Consider the following 18,547-nt stretch of genomic DNA (forward strand, 5'->3'; position numbering starts at 1 on the left):
CAGGCATAACCTTCAGCCTGAGAGTGGAAAATCATGACTTCCCCGCTACTGATTGCCCGTACGCCAGATGTCGAACTTCATCTGTTACCGCAAATGGCCAACCGCCATGGCCTGATCACCGGCGCGACCGGTACCGGTAAAACCGTCACGCTGCAGAAGCTGGCCGAATCGTTCTCTGCCAGTGGCGTACCGGTCTTTATGGCCGACGTCAAAGGCGACCTGACCGGCGTGGCAATGGCGGGACAGTCCAGCGAAAAGCTGCAGGAAAGGCTGGCGAAAATCGGCGTCACCGACTGGCAGCCGCAAAGCAGTCCGGTGGTGTTATGGGATATCTTCGGCGAGAAAGGTCATCCGGTGCGTGCCACTGTCTCCGACCTTGGGCCGCTGCTGCTGGCGCGTCTGCTGAACCTCAATGAAGTACAAAGCGGCGTGCTGCAGATTATTTTCCGCATCGCCGATGACCAGGGTTTGCTGCTGCTGGACTTCAAAGATCTGCGCGCCATGACTCAGTACATTGGTGACAACGCCAAAAGTTTCCAGACGCATTACGGCAACATCAACAGCGCCTCGGTCGGCGCGATCCAGCGTGGATTACTGACGCTGGAGCAACAGGACGCGGAACACTTCTTTGGTGAACCGATGCTGGATATCGCCGACTGGATGCGCGTCGACAGCAATGGCAAAGGGGTGATCAACATCCTTTCCGCCGAGAAGCTTTATCAAATGCCGAAACTCTATGCCACCAGCCTGCTGTGGCTGCTGTCGGAGCTTTATGAGCATCTGCCGGAAGCGGGCGATCTCGATCAGCCAAAGCTGGTGTTCTTCTTTGATGAGGCGCATCTGCTGTTTACCGACGCACCCGCGGTGCTGCTGGAGAAAATCGAACAGGTGATGCGGCTCATCCGCTCCAAAGGCGTCGGCGTCTGGTTTGTCACCCAGAACCCAGGAGATATTCCCGATCGGGTGCTGGGGCAGCTCGGCAACCGCGTGCAGCATGCCCTGCGTGCTTTCACCCCTAAAGATCAGAAAGCAGTAAAAACCGCCGCCGATACACTGCGTGCAAACCCGTCATTTAACAGTGTTGAGGCGATTCAGGCACTGGGCACCGGCGAAGCGCTGATCTCCTTCCTGGATGCAAAAGGCAGCCCGTCGGTCGTGGAACGCGCCATGGTGATTGCGCCCGGCTCGCGCATGGGTCCGGTTACCGGCGATGAACGCAACGGCTTAATCAACCATTCGCCGCTGTATGGCAAATATGACACTGAAATCGATCGCGAATCGGCGTTTGAAAAGCTGCAAAAAGGCGTCCAGGCCGCCAGCGATGAAGCCGGTGCGCCACCCGCCAAAGGCGACGAGGTTGCGGCAGACGATGGCATTATCGGTGGTCTGAAAGAGATCCTGTTTGGCCGAACCGGGCCGCGCGGCGGTAAGCACGACGGTGTGGTGCAAACCATGGCGAAAAGCGCCACCCGCCAGATCACCAGTCAGATCATTCGTGGGGTACTCGGCAGCCTGCTGGGTGGCCGTCGCCGATGAACCCGGCTCTCTGCTAAGATCAGGTTATGGATAAACAATACGAACTGAAACGGACGAAACGTCTGGCACTGTTGCTGTTACTGCTCGCCGCAGCCACTTTTATCGTCACCCTTTTTCTGCCCCCTGGCTTTTGGGTCAGCGGCGTCAAAGCGATTGCGGAGGCCGCAATGGTCGGCGCACTGGCGGACTGGTTTGCGGTGGTGGCGCTGTTCCGGCGCGTGCCAGTGCCCTTTATCTCACGCCATACCGCCATCATCCCGCGCAACAAAGATCGTATCGGCGAAAACCTCGGGCGCTTTGTGCAGGAGAAGTTTCTTGATACTGATTCACTGCTGAATCTCATTCGCCGTCACGATCCTTCAAACCTGCTGGCGCAGTGGCTGAATGCGCCGGGCAACGCGGACCGCATTGGCCGCCATCTGCTGCAGGTGATGCGTGGCTTCCTCGATCTGACCGATGACGCGCGGATCCAGACCTTTATGCGCCGCGCCGTGCATCGTGCGATTGACAAGGTCGACCTCAGCCAGACCAGCGCCATGGTGCTGGAGAGCCTGACCAAAAATAACCGTCATCAGGCGCTGCTGGACGCGGCCATCGAACAGCTGCTGAAATTGCTGCATAAACCCGCGACCCGCGAGTTTATTGCCATGCAGCTGGTGCGCTGGCTGAAACGCGAGCATCCGATCAAAGCCAAAATGTTGCCGACCGAATGGCTGGGCGAACACAGCGCCGAGCTGGTGGCAAACGCGGTCGACTCGCTGCTGGATGATGTGGCACTGGATCAGGGCCATGATCTGCGTCTCGGCTTCAATCGGGCGGTAGACAAGCTGATCGTTAAATTGCAGAACGATCCGGAAATGGCCCAGCGCGCCGAAGAGATCAAAGGCTGGCTGAAAGAGGATGCCTCATTCAACCGCTACATCGGCGAGCTGTGGAATGACATGCGCAACTGGCTCAAAGCCGATCTCAGCAGTGAGGATTCGCGGGTGCAGGAGAAAGTACGCGGTGCCGCGCTGTGGCTGGGTGAAACCCTGGCAGCCGACCCGGCGCTGCGCGACTCCATGAATCAGCATCTGGAGCAGGCGGCGCGCAGCGTGGCGCCGGAGTTTGCCAGCTTCCTGACGCGTCACATCAGCGACACGGTGAAAAGCTGGGATGCGCGCGACATGTCGCAGCAGATCGAACTCAATATCGGCAAAGACCTGCAGTTTATCCGCATCAACGGCACGCTGGTTGGCGGCACCATCGGGCTGATTCTCTATCTGCTGTCGCAGCTACCCCAGTTAATCCCGCTGCTGAGCCGCTAACCGCCTGGTTTAGCCGGATGCAGGTGGATAGAGGCCAAACCCGGTGATGATGGCCTTAACAAAGCTGCGGATTTTCACCGTCTGGCGACGGCCCGCTGGGATTAGCACATGCATGGGACGTGCTGGCCCGGCATAATCGGGTAGCACCTGGACCAGTCGTCCCTGCCTGATCTCCTCAGACAGAATGCTGGCGGGTCCCAGGGTAATGCCGTAGCCCTCCAGCGCTGCGTGCAGGAGCGCTTTCCAGTCATTCGATCGCATTCTTCCCTGCGGATGCACTTCTTCGACTTTCCCGGCCTGAGTAAACACCCAGCGGCAGGGTTTTGAAGGCGACCAGATGCCATAAACGAGACAGGCGTGGTTCTCCAGATCTGCTGGCGTGGCAGGAAAACCGTGCCGTGCCAGATAGGCGGGTGACGCACAGGCTATCAGCTCATAGGGCTTTAACGGATGGGCGATAATCGAACTATCGGGCAGTGCACCAATCCGGATCACCACCTCATATCCCTCTTCAAACGGATCAACCAGCCGATCGCTGAGTTCAAGATCAACCTGCGTATCAGGAAACCGATCAAGATAGCGGGTCACAAACGGTGCCAGGCTAAAAGAACCAAAGGTGACCGGCGCGCTGACCTTTAGCGTACCAGACGGGCGCTGCTGCATATCCAGCGCAATTGCATCCGCTTCCTGCACTTCAGCCAGCACGATTTTGCAGCGTTCATAATAGTTGCGGCCCACATCCGTCAGACTTTGTCGTCGGGTGGTTCGATGCAGAAGAAGTGTGCCAAGGTGCTTCTCCAGCGTGGCGATATGCTTCGCCACCATTTGCGGTGAGATGAGCAATTTCCCGGCAGCGGCGGCAAACGAACCTGATTCTGCGACGGTAACAAACACGTTCATGCTGGTGAGCCGATCCATGATTCCCTCCTGTTGGTTGTTTATATTGCGTCCGTTTGTCGATTTATTCACCTCCTGTTTTTAATTAAGGTCAGGATGTGAAACTCATCGAGGAACAACCCATGAAAATAGGCATTATTGGCGCAGGCTTTGTTGGCCGGGCGATTGCAAAACTGGCGATTAAAACGGGACATGAGGTGATGCTCAGCAACTCACGCGACCCACGAACGCTGTTCAGTCTGAAACCGATGATTGGTTGCGAAACCGGTACTGCCACCGAGGCTGCAAACTTCGGCGAAGTGGTCGTGATCGCTTTGCCGCTCACGGCAACTGAGCACCTCCCGGCAGCGGAGTTACGGGGAAAAATCGTGCTTGATGCGGTCAATTACTATCCCGACCGCGATGGCGACATCGAAGAGCTACTTAGTGGTGGCATCAGCACCAGTGAACGGCTTGCCCGCCAGTTTCCCGGCAGCCGGATCACCAAGGCATTTAATGCCATCCGCATGACCGATCTGGAAACCCAGGGCCTGCCCCCGGGCGATGCGAACCGTCAGGCGCTACCGCTGGCGGGAGATGACAGCGAAGGAAAGGCTATCGTCACGGCGCTTTATGATGCCTTTGGGTTTGATGCGGTGGATGCGGGCGCGTTAGCGGAAGGCTGGCGTTTCGAGCGTGCGACACCCGCCTATTGTGTCGCACTCAGCAGAGAACAACTTATCAGGACACTTTTGGAGACCACCCGGCGCTAAGCATAAACAGCCTGTGGGTATAGAGAAAAGCGGCTGAAACTGTCATTCGCAGACGGCTAATAAACGTATGCTCCCTGAGCTGGCACGGTTAGCCAACTAAAAAGGCCGCTTTCGCGTAATGCCGATCAGTTAAGACAGAAATGATCGGTTGAACGATCCAGTGGCTGAGTGAAAATCCTTAAAGAAGCATTATCCGCGGGCGGTAAAAAAGAAACCGCAGCGTTACCCGCTGCGGCGTTCTTAAAAGCTTAACTGACAAGCATTACGCCTCATCAGCAGGTTTTTTTGTGGTCTGCGCCAGGTGATAAAAGGTGGTTAAGCCGGATCCAGCGCAGCCTGTGCGATCGCCATAAAGTGTTTTACCCTCTCGCGATCCACATCGTTCCACCAGACACCATCCACCTTAAGTGCACTGGCCACAATTACGGCCTGCGTGCGGCCCAGAATCTGGCAGACGTTAGCGGGTGTGACGCCCGACCCCACCAGCAGTGGTAAGGTGGTGGCGGCGCGGATCTCGTCGATTTCCTCCAGTGTGGCGCTGTCACCGGTGCGCTGTCCGGTGGCGATAACTGCATCTGCTTCAAAGAAATCAACATCGCGTGTCAGTTCCTGAATGGAGCGATCGGCCACTATCGCATGGCTGCCGTGTTTAACGTGACTGTCGGCAAACACTTTGATATGTTCGGCGCGCAACTGGCTGCGGTAGCGCAGCGCTTTCGCGGCAGCCCCTTCAATAAAACCTTCGTTGGCGATATAAGCATTAGCCCACTGATTGACGCGGATAAAATCCGCCCCGCCCGCCAGCGCGGTGGCAAAAGCAGGTAATGCAGCGTTCGCCAGCACGTTAATACCCAGCGGCACGCCGAAACGTTCGCGTACTTTTTCCGTAATCACCGCCATCAGCGCCGGCGTTTCCGGGCCGATATCCTCAGGTTTGGAAAAAGGAATATCGCCATGATTTTCCACAATCAGGCCGTGAACGCCGCCAAGAATATAGTTTTCTGCATCACGTAATGCTCGATCAATTATCGCGCTGACGGGTTTACCGCGATATTTAGGCGAACCCGGAAAAGGATCACAGTGAATAACACCAATAACAGCTTTAGGACGGGAAAATATCGCTTGTATTGCATCAATTTTTTCTGCTGATATAGCAACCATCGCTTCTTAATCCTGTTCAGGAAAACACTATGCGTGTTTATGTGGCTGGTAATATTACTGTCGATGAAACCTGGTCTGTTACCGATATTCCAGCTAAGGGCGCCTCTGTTCACGGTTATCAACGTTCGCAGGATATCGGCGGCAAAGGCGCGAACCAGGCGATCGTATTATCCCGCTGCGGCATCGAGACCTGTTTACTTGCCGCGACCGGTCATGACAGCAATGGAAAATGGATCCGTCAGCAGCTCATGAACGAGCCCGTGACGTTATTGCCCACGCAGTCCATTACCGCGTTGAGCGACACCTCACTTATTCTGCACAGCGCTGATGGCGATAACGCCATTATTACCAGCACAACGGCGGCCGAGGCGCTGGATATTGATACGCTTCGCCACCATCTTGCCAGCGCGCGTCCGGGCGATCTGCTGGTGCAGCAGGGCAATTTCTCCCCTGAGAAAACCCATGCGCTGTTCAGTCTGGCTAAATCCCAGGGACTGATTACCGTCTTTAACCCCTCGCCAGTGCACGCCGGTTTTGCCGCATGCTGGTCGCTGGTGGATATCGCCGTGGTCAATCAGCACGAAGCGCAACAGTTACAGCCCGACGCAGTAAACACAGTGGTGACTACGCTCGGCAGTGCGGGTGTCTGGCTCACTCAGGGCGACCAGCGAATATTCTGCCCGGCGCACCCCGCCGATGCCGTAGATACCACCGGCGCAGGCGATACTTTTCTGGCCGTGATGCTGGCTTCCGCGATCCTGCGCGAGGGTGACATTGATGCATTAGCACTCGCGCATGCCAGTCAGGCTGCTGCGCTGACCGTCAGCCGTTATGGCACACGTCAGGCCTTCCCCACTGCAGAAGAGCTCGCCGCACTGCTCCAGTCAGGCGGCGAGTCAGCGATCACTTAAACATCGCGCGGTAGCTGTCCACGTTAGCTTTGGTTACCACAGTGGCCGGCACCAGAATGGTTTTTGCCACCGTTTTGCCCGACGAAAGCGCGTTCAGCGCTTTTACTGCCTCTTCACCCATCTTTTTCGGATCCTGCTGCAGCACGGCCGTGACATAACCGCCATCAATGCCGCTAATGGCTTTTGAGGTCAGATCCCAGCCAAAGACTTTGATCTCCTTCTGGCGCCCCTGATTTTCAACGGCAGCAATCGCACCCAGCAGGGCTGGTTCACCGGTCGCGTAGATTGCAGTTAAATCCGGGTTACCGGTAATCAGGTTTTCTGCCGCTGTCATCGCAGTATCCTGCACGTTCTGACCATCAACCACATCCGCCACGGTGATACCCGGATTGCTCTTGATGGTTTCTTCAAACCCTTTCTGACGCTGGTTCTGTACGGCCGAATTCAGTGCGCCCACAATGCCCAACCGCGCTTTGCCGCCCATATCTTTCGCCACGTAGTCGACAAAATATTTACCAATAATTTTGCCGCCTTCCAGGTTATCCACGCCCACCTGTGCTGCCTGCGGCCCCGCTGGTAATACCGCATCAATGGCAATCACCGGTATTTTAGCTGCCGCTGCTTCTTTTATGGCTGGCATAATGCCGTTGACGTCAATTGCATCCACCATAATGCCCTTCACGCCCTGCTGAATATAATTTTCTATCGCATCGTTCTGCGACACGGGATTATCGTTGGCATTGAAGATCACTAAATTTTTACCACTTGCTTTCGCTGCTTCCTGGGCACCCTTGTTCATCTGATTAAAAAACAGGGCCTGCTGATTAATCTGAACCAGCGCATATGTGGAAGCGGCTTGCGCCAATGAAAATAACGAACCCGCAGACAGTAAGCCGGTTGCCAGTGCAACAGCGCGCAGTTTTCTGGTGTTAAATGCCATCATCTTAAAATTCCTCGTCGGGAATGAGAGATAACCAGTCGATCTCCGCATCGAAATGCAGAGGGATTATTGTTGGCGGGCAAATATCGTCTGAATGGCTGCTTCAGCCAGGACCTGAATAATCGACTTTCTGCACACCGTCCATTATGGTGCACGTATGAAAGAGAGTAATCGGGCTTGGGAGTGACTCCCGGGTAATGCGGTAAACTGCCTCTAACATTCGCTTCTGCTTAAATTTTGTCAAGCGATTATTTTATCGTCAGCGGTCAGGGAAAAAAACTGTATTCGCTGCGCGCAACTGTGTTACTGATAGCCGATTCCGGGCAAGATGGCAGATGATATGAGTAAAAAACGGGTGCTGTTATCCGATGTTGCAGCGCTGGCCGGACTGTCAAAAGCGACCGTTTCCCGCTATATGAATCAAAGCATTATCCTGCCGCAGGAGACGATCGACCGCATTGAAGCGGCGATTCGCCAGCTGGATTATCGCGGTAATAGCCTGGCTCGTCGCCTGAGCAAGGGCGGCAGTGAAACCCTGGGGCTGGTGCTGCCCGATATTACCAACCCCTTCTTTGCCGAACTGGCGGATGCCGCCGAAGAAGCCGCCTCTGCCCATGGCTACAGCCTGGTACTGTGCATTACCCGCAACCACCCTGGCAAAGAGAGTCAGTTTATTCGCTGGCTGGATACCTGCCAGGTGGACGGCCTGCTGTTTACCACCAACCATCCTGATAACGGCCTGTTACGCAAAGAAATTAACCGACACCAGCGCATTGTACTGCTGGATGAGGACATTCCGGGTAGCAAGGTGCCCAAGGTCTTTGCTGACAACGTGCAGGGAGGCCGGATTGCAACCGAAAACCTGATCGCCGCAGGTCACCGGCACATTGCCTTTGTCGGCGGTCCGGATGAACTGATGAGTGTGCGTGAACGCTACCAGGGCTTTTGCACCGCCATGGAGCAGGCTGGCCTGCGTGTCCCACCTGAATGGGTAATGTATGGCGAATACCAGCGCGAGTTCGGTAAACAGGCGCTGGAACGGCTGTTTAGCTGCGCTGAGCGCCCTACCGCCGTCTTTGCTGCCAGTGATTTTCTCGTGCTGGGATTGATGGATGGCCTGCGCGCGCGCGGACTCAAAGCACCCGAAGCGCTGTCGCTGGTGGGCTTTGATGACGCGACCTATGCCGACTTCACTCAACCCCGTATTTCAACAATCCGCCAGCCCGCACGGGAGCTGGGCCGCACGGCGGTAGAGATCATGTTGCGTATTCTGAATGATGACCTGTCGATCCCCGCCGAAACCCGCCTGCCGGTAGAGTGGGTGGCACGAGACTCGATCCAAATTTGTTAACAACGTCCCAGAATGGCGCAAAAGCGCACAGCTTTGGCGCAAATAATGAGCTTTTTAATTTCTCAGGTTTATAGTAAGTAAACCGGTTTACCTAAAGTAAAATGTTAAATGTATTTTATTACAGTTAGTTAGACCGCGAGTGTAGCGCCTGTTCACAGGCTGGCACGGAATCTGCAATGTCGTACCCGGCAAACAAATATCGTTGTAGCGTGTTGTTCTGTGTGTTGAGACAAAGGTTTTATCCTGCAGGTAAACCGGTTTACAAGGGTGTAAACCGTGCCGGATAACCCCTTTTACATGCAGATTGACAGTCCTGTTAGCGGTGATGGGAGTAATCACATGCAGCAAGCACAAACTGCCCAGACACGGGTAGAGATGGTGAATATTACCAAGACCTACGGCGCGATACGGTCGCTTCGCGGCGTAAACCTGCAACTGGCTCCAGGTGAAGTGCTGGGGCTGGTGGGCGACAACGGCGCGGGCAAATCGACCCTGACCAAGGTGCTGTCAGGGGCTGTCGTGCCAACCAGCGGTACGATTCGTATTGATGGTGAGGACCAGCATTTCACTAACCCGGCGGATTCTCGCCGCTGCCATATCGAGATGGTTTATCAGGACCTGTCGCTGTGCGATACCGTCGATGTGGCAGGCAACCTGTTTATGGGACGTGAGCCGATGAAGTCCATTCTCGGCATTCCGTTTCTGGATGAAGAGAAAATGCACGCTGATGCACGGGAGATGCTGAAAGGGCTGGGGATTTCTATCCCGGACACCCGACTGCTGGTGCGCAATTTATCCGGCGGGCAGCGCCAGGCGATTGCCATTGCGCGCGCGGCCGCTTTCGATCCCAAAGTGCTGATCATGGATGAACCTACCGCCGCGCTGGCCGTCGCCGAGGTGGAGGCGGTACTGGAGTTGATACGCCGGGTGTCAGCACGTGGCGTGAGCGTCATCCTGATCACGCATCGCCTTCAGGATCTGTTCCTGGTCTGCGACCGCATCATGGTGATGTACGAGGGCACCAACGTGGCGGAACGCCGGGTGGCCGATACGGACCTGACTGAGATCGTCAATTTGATCGTGGGTGAAAAATTTGTCGCCCGCTCGGCCGCAGCGCACTGAGCGAGGTAACAGGATGACTATTATGAATCTGAGCAGTTCCCGTATGGCACAGCACTCGCTGCCGCGTCGCCTTCTGCATAACCACTCTGGCGTAGTCAGCATCGCGCTGTTTTTCGTATTCTGCTGCGTGGTGTTTTCTCTGATCACCGGCAACTTTCTCAGTAGCGCTAACTGGCTGAATATCATCCGTCAGAGTGCGCCATTGCTGATCGTCGCCACGGCGATGACGCTGGTGATTACCACGGGTGGGATCGATCTTTCCGTGGGGTCAACACTGGCCCTTGTCGGCGCCTTGTCCGCCATCGCCCTGAATAACTGGGGCCTGCCCTGGCCGGTGGTCTTGCTGGGCGGCCTGCTGCTGGGTGCGCTGGTCGGTGCTATCAACGGCTTTTTTATCGCCTATGAAGGCATTCCTGCCTTTATCGTCACGCTAGCGACGCTGGCGGTGGTGCGCGGCGTGGCGCTGCTGATCACTCAGGGTTACTCCATTCCCATCCCCGCTGACAGCCTGTTCGCCTTTATGGGACGCGCATGGGTGCTGGGTGTGCCGATGCCTGCGCTGATTGGCATCGTGGTGCTGGTGGTCGGCCATATCGTGCTGAACCATATGCGTTTTGGTCGCTATGTCACGGCCATTGGCGCAAATGCAGAAGGTGCGCGCCGTAGCGGGATTAACACCAAAGCCGTCACCATGAAAGTCTACATCATCAGCGGTATGGCGGCGGCGCTGGCGGGCATGATCATCACTGCTCGCCTGGGCAGCGGCTCTTCTAACCAGGGCGAAGGTTTTGAGCTGCAGGTCATCGCTGCGGTGGTGCTGGGCAGTACCAGCCTGTTCGGCGGCTTCGGCACCGTTATTGGCACGCTGTTAGGCGCGCTGTCGATTGCCATCATCCAGAACGGCCTGATTTTGTCGCATATCTCCCCGTTTTATACGCAGATTGCCACCGGTACGATTATTCTGCTGGCCATCTGGCTGAACACCCGCATTCTCAACCCGACGCGGTCGGCGGCGAAAGGATAGCGCATGAAACATTCTATTTTTCGCCATCCCGATCCGCTGCCACTGGGTATCAATAGCGGCTATGTGATGACCGTGCTCGGTCCGTTGCCGGTGAGTGAAATGGGCGTAACGCTGATGCACGAACATATCCTGCTGGATGCCTCCGGCAAATGGGTGCCGCCCTGCTGCTGCGGCGATCGTCATCTGGCGGAAATGCCGGTCAGCATTGAAAACCTGGGCGAACTGTCACTCAACCCGCTTATCAGCCGCGACAACTGTCAGCTGTTTGATGTGGATTTGGCGATTGAAGAGCTGATGAAGTTCCGGGCGCTGGGCGGCGATACGGTGGTGGATCCCACGAATATCGGCATTGGCCGCGATCCCAAAGCCCTGCAGCGGATCGCGCGCCTGACCGGGCTCAATATCATCATGAGCACCGGGCTGTATCTGGAACCGTCACATCCTGACTGGATGAAAACGATCAGCATTGAAGCACTGACCGACAAGCTGATTTACGACCTGGGCGGCAGAGAAGATAAACCCGACGTGCTGGCAGGTCTTATTGGTGAGATCGGCGTCTCCAGCCGCTTTACCCCCAATGAAGAGAAATCCCTGCGGGCTGCAGGCCGCGCCAGCTCTGCGACAAATGTGCCGATTGAGGTGCATCTGCCCGGCTGGGAACGTCTGGGTCATCGTGTACTGGATATTCTTGAAGAAGAAGGGGCTGACCTGCGCCATGTCGTTCTGTGCCATATGAACCCCAGCTTTGCGGATAAGCGTTACCAGCGCGAGCTTGCACAGCGCGGAGCCTTCCTGGAGTACGACATGATCGGCATGAGTTATTACTACGCCGACGAATCTGCGCAGTCGCCGTCCGATGAGGAGAATGCCCGCGCCATTCGCGAGCTGATTGATGACGGCTTTATTGAACAGGTGTTGTTGTCGCAGGACGTGTTCCTGAAAACCATGCTGACCCGCTACGGCGGTCATGGCTATGGCTACATCCTTAAACATTTTGTTCCGCGCCTGAAACGCCACGGCGTCAGCGGCGAACAACTTGAAACCTTACTGATTGCTAACCCACAGCGCGTTTTTGGTGGGTAAGGGAGAACCGTAATGCAGAAGAAAATTTTACTGGTCGGTGAGTCCTGGACCAGCACGTCCGTTCACGTCAAAGGCTTCGATCAGTTTGCCACTGCCACCTGGCATAATGGCGCAACCGACTTTATGGCAGCGCTGGCCGACAGTGATTATGCCATCACCTATATGCCTGCTCATGCTGCCGCCACCGAGTTTCCACTCACGCCTGATGGGCTTTCGCAGTGGGACGCGATCATTCTGTCCGACATCGGTGCGAATACGTTGCTGCTGCACCCGGATACCTGGCTGAAGAGCCAGCGCACAGCGAACCGCCTGACGCTGATCCACGACTATGTGGCCGCAGGCGGCGCACTGATGATGATTGGCGGCTACTTTAGTTTTCAGGGTATCAATGGCGGTGCGCGCTATCGCAACACGGCCGTGGAGAAAGTGTTGCCGGTGCGCTGCCTGGCATGGGATGACCGCATTGAAACGCCTGAAGGGGCTTATCCCAGCGTCACGGAATCTCACACGCTGTTTAGTGATATCCCCAACGAATGGCCATGGTTACTGGGTTATAACGAGGTGGAAATGCACCCTGAAGGCAAACTGCTGGCGACCATTGCCGGCACGGAACATCCGCTGCTGGCGGTGCGCGAATATCAGCAGGGCCGTTCACTGGTCTGGACCAGTGATATGTCGGCGCACTGGCTGCCGCAGGAATTTGCACAGTGGCCGGGTTATCGCCAGCTGTGGATCAACTGTCTGGACTGGTTAACGGTGCGTGGCGAATGAGCCAGAGCCTGATACTGGCGCAGCAACTGCTGCGTTTTGACACCATCAATCCCCCGGGCAATGAAGCAGCCTGCATGCAGTTCCTGGCCGACTGGTTGACGCAGCGTGGCTTCGACGTCACCCTGTCGACCTTCGGTGAAAACCGCCTGAACCTGATTGCCAGCCTGCCTGGCAGCCAGCCTGGACCGAAGTTAGCGTTTACCGGCCATCTGGATACGGTTCCTCTCGGCAACGCCGACTGGCAGTACGATCCGTTTGGGGAAGTTGTGGGCGACAGGCTATATGGGCGGGGATCGAGTGACATGAAGGCCGCCGTCGCGGCCTTTGCCGTCGCCTGCGTGACGCACCAGCAGGCAATTCAGCAAGGGTCGGGTGTTGTCCTGTTGATCACAGGCGGGGAAGAGACGGGGTGCGACGGCGCGCGAGCACTGATTGATACCACTGACCTGCCCGAGGTTGGCGCATTGATTGTCGGCGAGCCTACCAGCAACTATCCGGTTGTCGGCCACAAAGGCGCACTCTGGCTACGCTGTGAAACCCGGGGCAAAACAGCGCACGGCGCGATGCCTGAGCTGGGTATTAATGCCATTTATCTGGCGGCGGAGGCACTGGGCAAGATTCAGCACTTCTCACCCGGCGCACCTCATCCGCTGATGAAGCAGCCAACCATTAACGTCGGACGCATTGCCGGCGGTCTGAACATTAATTCCGTGCCCGATCGTACGCAGTTTGACGTGGATATCCGTAGCGCGCCCAATCTGCATCACGCAGCAATTCGTCAGCAATTGACAACATTACTGGGAGAGAGCGTCACGGTGACGACGCTGGTGGATCTGCCAGCGGTGTTGAGCGAAGAGAATCAGGCCTGGATTCAGTCGGTTTATCAGCACTGTCAGGCATTACATGACGCCCCGCTGACACCGCGAATTGTGCCCTACTTTACCGATGCATCATTACTGCTGCCCGCGCTGGGCACGCCGCCCTGTATTATCCTGGGTCCCGGCGAGCCCTCAATGGCACATCAGACCGATGAGTATTGCCTGCTGAGCCGGTTAGCAGAAGCGGAAACGCTGTATGGTGCAGTGATAAACGACTGGATGCGTTGATGTATTAATGAAGGGATTTATGACACTGCGGGATGACTGAAATGGCACAGGGTGCGTGCCATGAAAAAGGCCGCCCTGAGAGGCGGCCTTTTTGCGGCTGACTGTTAGCGCCGCTTAATCAACATAAACATACTGATCGCGAAGAACGCAAAGCTCGGCAGAATCGCGCCCAGAATCGGCGGCAAGCCATAAACCAGGCTTAGCGGGCCGAAAATCTGGTCCAGCACGTAGAATAGGAAGCCAAAGCTGATACCGGTGACGACACGCACACCCATCGACACGCTGCGCAGCGGACCAAAGATAAATGACAGCGCCATCAGCATCATCACCGCGACGGACAGCGGCTGGAAGATTTTGCTCCACATATTCAGCTCATATCTTCCCGCTTCCTGACCACTCTGCTTCAGATATTTACTGTAGCTATGGAGACCGCGAATCGATAATGCGTCTGGATCCAGCGCCACTACACCCAGCTTGTCAGGCGTCAGATTGGTTTTCCATTCGCCAGTCAGGCTCTGTGAACCGGTAATCTGCTTTGGATCGGTGAGGTTCGACTCATCGACCTGGGACAGCAACCAGCGTTTTTTGTCTTTGTCCCATGTGGCCGTCGCCGCGTAACGTACACTCTGCAGACGACGCTGGTCATTGAAGTTGTAGATGCTGACACCATCAATTTCGTTGTCGCCTTTAATGCGCTCAATATAGATGAAGCTATTGCCATCTTTCGCCCACAGACCATTCTGCGTCGAGACCAGTGCGCCACCGTAAAGCTGCTGCGCCCGGTAGTTACGTGCCATCTGCTCGCCCGACGGCGCGACAAACTCGCCAATCGCCATGGTCAGCAGCACCAGCGGAATCGCCGTTTTCATGACTGACAGCGCCACCTGCATACGGGTAAAGCCCGCCGCCTGCATCACCACCAGCTCACTGCGCTGCGCCAGCGCGCCCAGTCCCAGCAGTGCACCCAGCAGCGCCGCCATCGGGAAGAAAATCTCAATATCTTTAGGCACGCTGAGAAGAGTGTAATAACCGGCGCTCAGCGCGCTGTAGCTGCCCTGGCCGGTTTTACGCAGCTGATCGACGAACTTGATGATGCCGGAAAGCGACACCAGCATGAACAGTGTCAGCATGATGGTATTGAAGATGGTTTTACCAATATAGCGGTCAAGTACGCGAAACATCAGACCGACCCTCCGCGGGTAAAGCGGGCGCGAATCCGACGCATCGGCACCGTATCCCACAGGTTAAGGAGCACCGCCAGCACCAGATAGCTGATATTCACTACCCACATCCAGAGCGCCGGATCGAGCCGCCCTTTCGCCCCGCTCGATTTCAGCGAGCTCTGCAGCAGGAAGAAAATCAGATAGAGCAGCATCGCAGGCAGCATCGACAGCACGCGTCCCTGACGTGGATTCACCACACTGAGCGGCACGACCATCAGCGCCATCACCAGCACCGCAAACACCAGCGTCAGACGCCAGTGCAGCTCAGCCTGGAAATCAGGTGTTTTATTCGCGACCAGGTCGCTCAGGCTCGCCTGCTCTGAATCGTTAGGGTCAAGCGTTGCCGCTTTATAGCCCACAATCGCCTGATAATTGTTGAAGTCGGTAATACGGAAATCACGCAGCAGTGCGGTGCCCTCAAAGCGGGTGCCTTTATCCAGCGTCACCACCTGCGAGCCATCTTTACGCTGTTCCAGGTGGCCGCTGTCAGCCAGCACCACCGAAGGGCGCGCGTTGCCTTTTGGCCGTAACTGCGCCAGGAACACGTTACCAAAGTTGTTGCCCTTCACATTCTCGACAAACAGCACGGCGCTGCCGTCGCCGGAGGTCTGGAACTGTCCGGCGGCCATGGCTGCCGCGCCTGGATTGGCTTTGGCGTTCTGTGTCACTTCATCCTGATAACGGGATGACCAGGGTCCCAGCCAGATGACATTAACTGCTGCCACCACGGAGGTAAACAGCATCAATATCATTGCGGCTTTAACCAGGACGGCCTTACTCAGGCCGCAGGCGTGCATCACGGTAATTTCACTTTCCGTGTAGAGACGCCCCAGCGTCATCAAAATTGCCAGAAACAGACTTAAGGGCAGTATAAGTTGTGCCATTTGAGGCACACCGAGTCCTAACAATGTCAGAACGAGGTTTGTCGGCACTTCGCCATCCACCGCGGCACCCAGGATCCTGACTAACTTCTGACAAAAGAAGATGAGTAACAGGATAAACAGGATAGCCAGCTGGCTTTTGAGCGTTTCCCGAACCAGATATCTAATGATGATCACGCTTAGTACGCCTGTGAAAACTTGTCTTTTTGCAGGAAAATCGCTAGTTTCAACGCTTATCAGCCATTTTTCTTCATCAATGGCCGTCGCCGTAGCTAAATTTGTATGAAAAACGCGTCCGGGTGGTGAAAAAACAACATCTTGTCACCCTGATTCATTATGACCTCCAGCGGCAGAATGTCATGCTGCGACAATGAATAAATGGGTCATGAGCGCGCTACATTCTAGCGGCAGCAGCGGCCGTTGTCTTTAAGATTCAGGAGAGTGCATGGAGTTCAGTGTAAAAAGCGGAAGCCCGGAAAAACAACGCAGTGCCTGCATTGTCGTTGGCGTTTTCGAACCGCGTCGTCTGTCACCGATTGCCGAGCAGCTGGATAAAATCAGCGACGGCTATATCAGCGCCCTGCTGCGCCGCGGCGAGCTGGAAGGAAAAGTGGGCCAGACACTGCTGCTGCATCATGTGCCAAATATCCTGTCAGAGCGTATTCTGCTGATTGGCTGCGGTAAAGAGCGTGAGCTGGATGAACGCCAGTACAAGCAAGTCATTCAAAAAACCATTAATACGCTGAACGATACCGGCTCAATGGAAGCGGTCTGCTTCCTGACCGAGTTGCATGTCAAAGGCCGCAATACTTACTGGAAAGTGCGTCAGGCGGTGGAGACCTCTAAAGAGGCACTCTACAACTTTGACCAGCTGAAAAGTAACAAAGCAGAGCCGCGTCGTCCGCTGCGCAAACTGGTGTTTAACGTGCCGACCCGCCGTGAACTGACCAGCGGCGAACGCGCAATCCAGCATGGCTTAGCGGTGGCAGCCGGTATGAAAGCAGCGAAAGATCTCGGCAACATGCCACCAAATATCTGTAACGCCGCTTATCTGGCGTCACAGGCACGTCAGCTGGCGGATGCTTTCAGTAAAAATGTCACGACCCGCGTGATCGGCGAACAGCAGATGAAAGAGCTGGGCATGAACGCTTATCTTGCGGTCGGTGCCGGTTCACAAAACGAATCGCTGATGTCGGTGATTGAATACAAAGGCAATCCGGATGCGGAAGCGCGGCCGATTGTGCTGGTAGGCAAAGGGCTGACCTTTGACTCCGGCGGCATCTCCATCAAGCCTGCCGACAGCATGGATGAAATGAAGTATGACATGTGCGGCGCAGCCGCCGTCTATGGTGTGATGCGTATGGTGGCCGAGCTGAATCTCCCACTGAACGTGGTCGGCGTGCTTGCGGGCTGTGAAAACATGCCGGACGGACGTTCAATGCGTCCGGGCGATGTGCTGACCACCATGTCTGGCCAGACCGTTGAAGTGCTGAATACCGATGCCGAAGGCCGACTGGTCCTGTGCGATGCGCTGACCTATGTCGAACGTTTCGACCCGGAAGTGGTGATTGACGTGGCGACGCTGACCGGCGCCTGCGTGATTGCGCTGGGCCATCACATCAGCGGCCTGCTGTCGAACCACAATCCGCTGGCGCATGAGCTGATCAGCGCCTCAGAGCAGTCGGGCGATCGCGCCTGGCGTCTGCCGATGGCGGATGAGTTCCAGGAGCAGCTGGAGTCCAACTTTGCCGATATGGCGAACATTGGTGGCCGTCCTGGTGGTGCGATTACCGCCGCCTGCTTCCTGGCACGTTTCGCCCGCAAATATAACTGGGCGCACCTGGATATCGCCGGCACTGCCTGGCGCTCCGGTAAAGCCAAAGGCGCCACCGGACGTCCGGTGCCGATGCTGTCGCAGTTTCTGTTGAATCGGGCAGGATTGAACGGCGACGACTAAGCGCCCTCTTTTCTGACAGCAAGGGCGGACCTGATTCCGCCCTTGATCTTCTGATGAGCAAACCGATGAAAAACGCAACCTTCTACGTGCTGGAAACCGATGCAACGAGCGATGGCCTTAGCGCCGTTGAAGCGCTGGTGTGCAATCTGGCGGAAACACGCTGGCGGGCCGGAAAGCGGGTGTTGATCGCCTGCGAAGATGAGCAGCAAGCCATTCGTCTTGATGAAGCGCTGTGGCAACGGCCAGCAAATGCCTTTGTGCCGCACAACCTGGCGGGCGAAGGCCCGCGCTACGGTGCGCCGGTCGAACTGGCCTGGCCACAGCGTCGCGGCAGTTCACAGCGCGACCTGCTGATTAGCCTTCTGCCCCACTTCGCAGATTTTGCTACTGCTTTCCATGAAGTGATAGACTTCGTTCCTTACGAAGACGCTCTCAAACAACTGGCGCGCGACCGCTATAAAGCGTATCGCAGCGTTGGATTCCAATTGAATACGGCAGCGCCACCACAGCCGCAAACGACATAGC

The 18,547-nt window shown here is 56.1% G+C and carries 17 protein-coding genes; 12 read left to right on the forward strand and 5 right to left on the reverse strand.

Annotated elements, in window-relative coordinates; translation table 11 throughout:
- Positions 1 to 33: 33 nt before the first annotated feature.
- Positions 34 to 1,536 (forward strand): helicase HerA-like C-terminal domain-containing protein, encoded by a 1,503-nt coding sequence (locus P2R09_RS18360; protein ID WP_275771820.1) that lies wholly within the window; start codon positions 34 to 36, stop codon positions 1,534 to 1,536.
- Positions 1,537 to 1,562: 26 nt separating this feature from the next.
- Entirely contained in the window at positions 1,563 to 2,843 is a 1,281-nt protein-coding gene (locus P2R09_RS18365; RefSeq protein ID WP_008925467.1) for a DUF445 domain-containing protein, read from the forward strand.
- A gap of 9 nt (positions 2,844 to 2,852) precedes the next feature.
- On the opposite strand, the gene P2R09_RS18370 is transcribed toward P2R09_RS18365, so the two are convergent.
- On the reverse strand, positions 2,853 to 3,761 hold the full coding sequence (locus tag P2R09_RS18370; protein ID WP_008925466.1) for a LysR family transcriptional regulator: 909 nt from the start codon (positions 3,759 to 3,761) through the stop codon (positions 2,853 to 2,855).
- Between the two features lie 101 nt (positions 3,762 to 3,862).
- Between P2R09_RS18370 and P2R09_RS18375 the strand changes: the two genes are divergently transcribed.
- A complete protein-coding gene (locus P2R09_RS18375) occupies positions 3,863 to 4,492 on the forward strand; it encodes an NAD(P)-binding domain-containing protein (RefSeq protein ID WP_275771824.1) in 630 nt (209 codons plus the stop codon).
- A 315-nt stretch (positions 4,493 to 4,807) separates the two neighbouring features.
- On the opposite strand, the gene P2R09_RS18380 is transcribed toward P2R09_RS18375, so the two are convergent.
- Positions 4,808 to 5,653: a BtpA/SgcQ family protein gene (locus P2R09_RS18380; RefSeq protein WP_275771826.1), complete on the reverse strand. Its 846-nt coding sequence runs from the start codon at positions 5,651 to 5,653 to the stop codon at positions 4,808 to 4,810.
- 29 nt (positions 5,654 to 5,682) lie between these two features.
- Between P2R09_RS18380 and P2R09_RS18385 the strand changes: the two genes are divergently transcribed.
- Entirely contained in the window at positions 5,683 to 6,564 is an 882-nt protein-coding gene (locus P2R09_RS18385; protein WP_275771828.1) for a PfkB family carbohydrate kinase, read from the forward strand.
- Here the strand turns inward: P2R09_RS18385 and P2R09_RS18390 are convergent.
- Positions 6,557 to 7,507: a substrate-binding domain-containing protein gene (locus tag P2R09_RS18390; protein WP_275771830.1), complete on the reverse strand. Its 951-nt coding sequence runs from the start codon at positions 7,505 to 7,507 to the stop codon at positions 6,557 to 6,559. The two genes, P2R09_RS18385 and P2R09_RS18390, sit on opposite strands and share 8 nt — an antisense overlap.
- A gap of 325 nt (positions 7,508 to 7,832) precedes the next feature.
- On the opposite strand from P2R09_RS18390, the gene P2R09_RS18395 reads away from it, so the two are divergent.
- The 6 genes from P2R09_RS18395 to P2R09_RS18420 all read left to right on the forward strand — a co-directional run bounded on the left by P2R09_RS18395 (position 7,833) and on the right by P2R09_RS18420 (position 13,961).
- Positions 7,833 to 8,855, forward strand: a complete 1,023-nt coding sequence (locus P2R09_RS18395; protein WP_275771832.1) for a LacI family DNA-binding transcriptional regulator — start codon at positions 7,833 to 7,835, stop codon at positions 8,853 to 8,855.
- A gap of 375 nt (positions 8,856 to 9,230) precedes the next feature.
- Positions 9,231 to 9,977, forward strand: coding sequence for an ATP-binding cassette domain-containing protein (locus tag P2R09_RS18400; RefSeq protein ID WP_275772131.1), 747 nt, complete (start codon positions 9,231 to 9,233; stop codon positions 9,975 to 9,977).
- A 22-nt stretch (positions 9,978 to 9,999) separates the two neighbouring features.
- Entirely contained in the window at positions 10,000 to 11,001 is a 1,002-nt protein-coding gene (locus P2R09_RS18405; protein WP_275771834.1) for an ABC transporter permease, read from the forward strand.
- Positions 11,002 to 11,004: 3 nt separating this feature from the next.
- The gene (locus P2R09_RS18410; RefSeq protein WP_275771836.1) at positions 11,005 to 12,084 is read left to right on the forward strand and encodes a phosphotriesterase-related protein; all 1,080 of its coding nucleotides are present in this window, start codon (positions 11,005 to 11,007) and stop codon (positions 12,082 to 12,084) included.
- 12 nt (positions 12,085 to 12,096) lie between these two features.
- Positions 12,097 to 12,855 carry a glutamine amidotransferase gene (locus P2R09_RS18415; protein ID WP_275771838.1) on the forward strand — a complete coding sequence of 253 codons (759 nt, stop codon included), beginning with the start codon at positions 12,097 to 12,099 and terminating at the stop codon, positions 12,853 to 12,855.
- Positions 12,852 to 13,961, forward strand: coding sequence for a M20 family metallopeptidase (locus tag P2R09_RS18420; RefSeq protein WP_275771840.1), 1,110 nt, complete (start codon positions 12,852 to 12,854; stop codon positions 13,959 to 13,961). Before P2R09_RS18415 ends, P2R09_RS18420 begins: the two co-directional genes overlap by 4 nt.
- Positions 13,962 to 14,065: 104 nt before the next feature.
- Here the strand turns inward: P2R09_RS18420 and lptG are convergent, their stop codons facing one another.
- Both lptG and lptF read right to left on the reverse strand, forming a co-directional pair.
- Positions 14,066 to 15,142 (reverse strand): LPS export ABC transporter permease LptG, encoded by a 1,077-nt coding sequence (gene lptG, locus P2R09_RS18425; RefSeq protein WP_033762287.1) that lies wholly within the window; start codon positions 15,140 to 15,142, stop codon positions 14,066 to 14,068.
- Positions 15,142 to 16,242 carry an LPS export ABC transporter permease LptF gene (gene lptF / locus P2R09_RS18430; RefSeq protein ID WP_110411698.1) on the reverse strand — a complete coding sequence of 367 codons (1,101 nt, stop codon included), beginning with the start codon at positions 16,240 to 16,242 and terminating at the stop codon, positions 15,142 to 15,144. Before lptF ends, lptG begins: the two co-directional genes overlap by 1 nt.
- 268 nt (positions 16,243 to 16,510) lie before the next feature.
- Between lptF and pepA the strand changes: the two genes are divergently transcribed.
- Both pepA and P2R09_RS18440 read left to right on the forward strand, forming a co-directional pair.
- On the forward strand, positions 16,511 to 18,022 hold the full coding sequence (gene pepA, locus P2R09_RS18435; protein WP_010251654.1) for a leucyl aminopeptidase: 1,512 nt from the start codon (positions 16,511 to 16,513) through the stop codon (positions 18,020 to 18,022).
- 65 nt (positions 18,023 to 18,087) lie between these two features.
- Positions 18,088 to 18,546, forward strand: coding sequence for a DNA polymerase III subunit chi (locus P2R09_RS18440; protein ID WP_008925453.1), 459 nt, complete (start codon positions 18,088 to 18,090; stop codon positions 18,544 to 18,546).
- The last annotated feature ends 1 nt before the right edge of the window (position 18,547 follow it).

The sequence above is a fragment of the Pantoea sp. Cr_R13 genome (genome assembly GCF_029222565.1).
Taxonomy (GTDB): domain Bacteria; phylum Pseudomonadota; class Gammaproteobacteria; order Enterobacterales; family Enterobacteriaceae; genus Pantoea; species Pantoea eucalypti.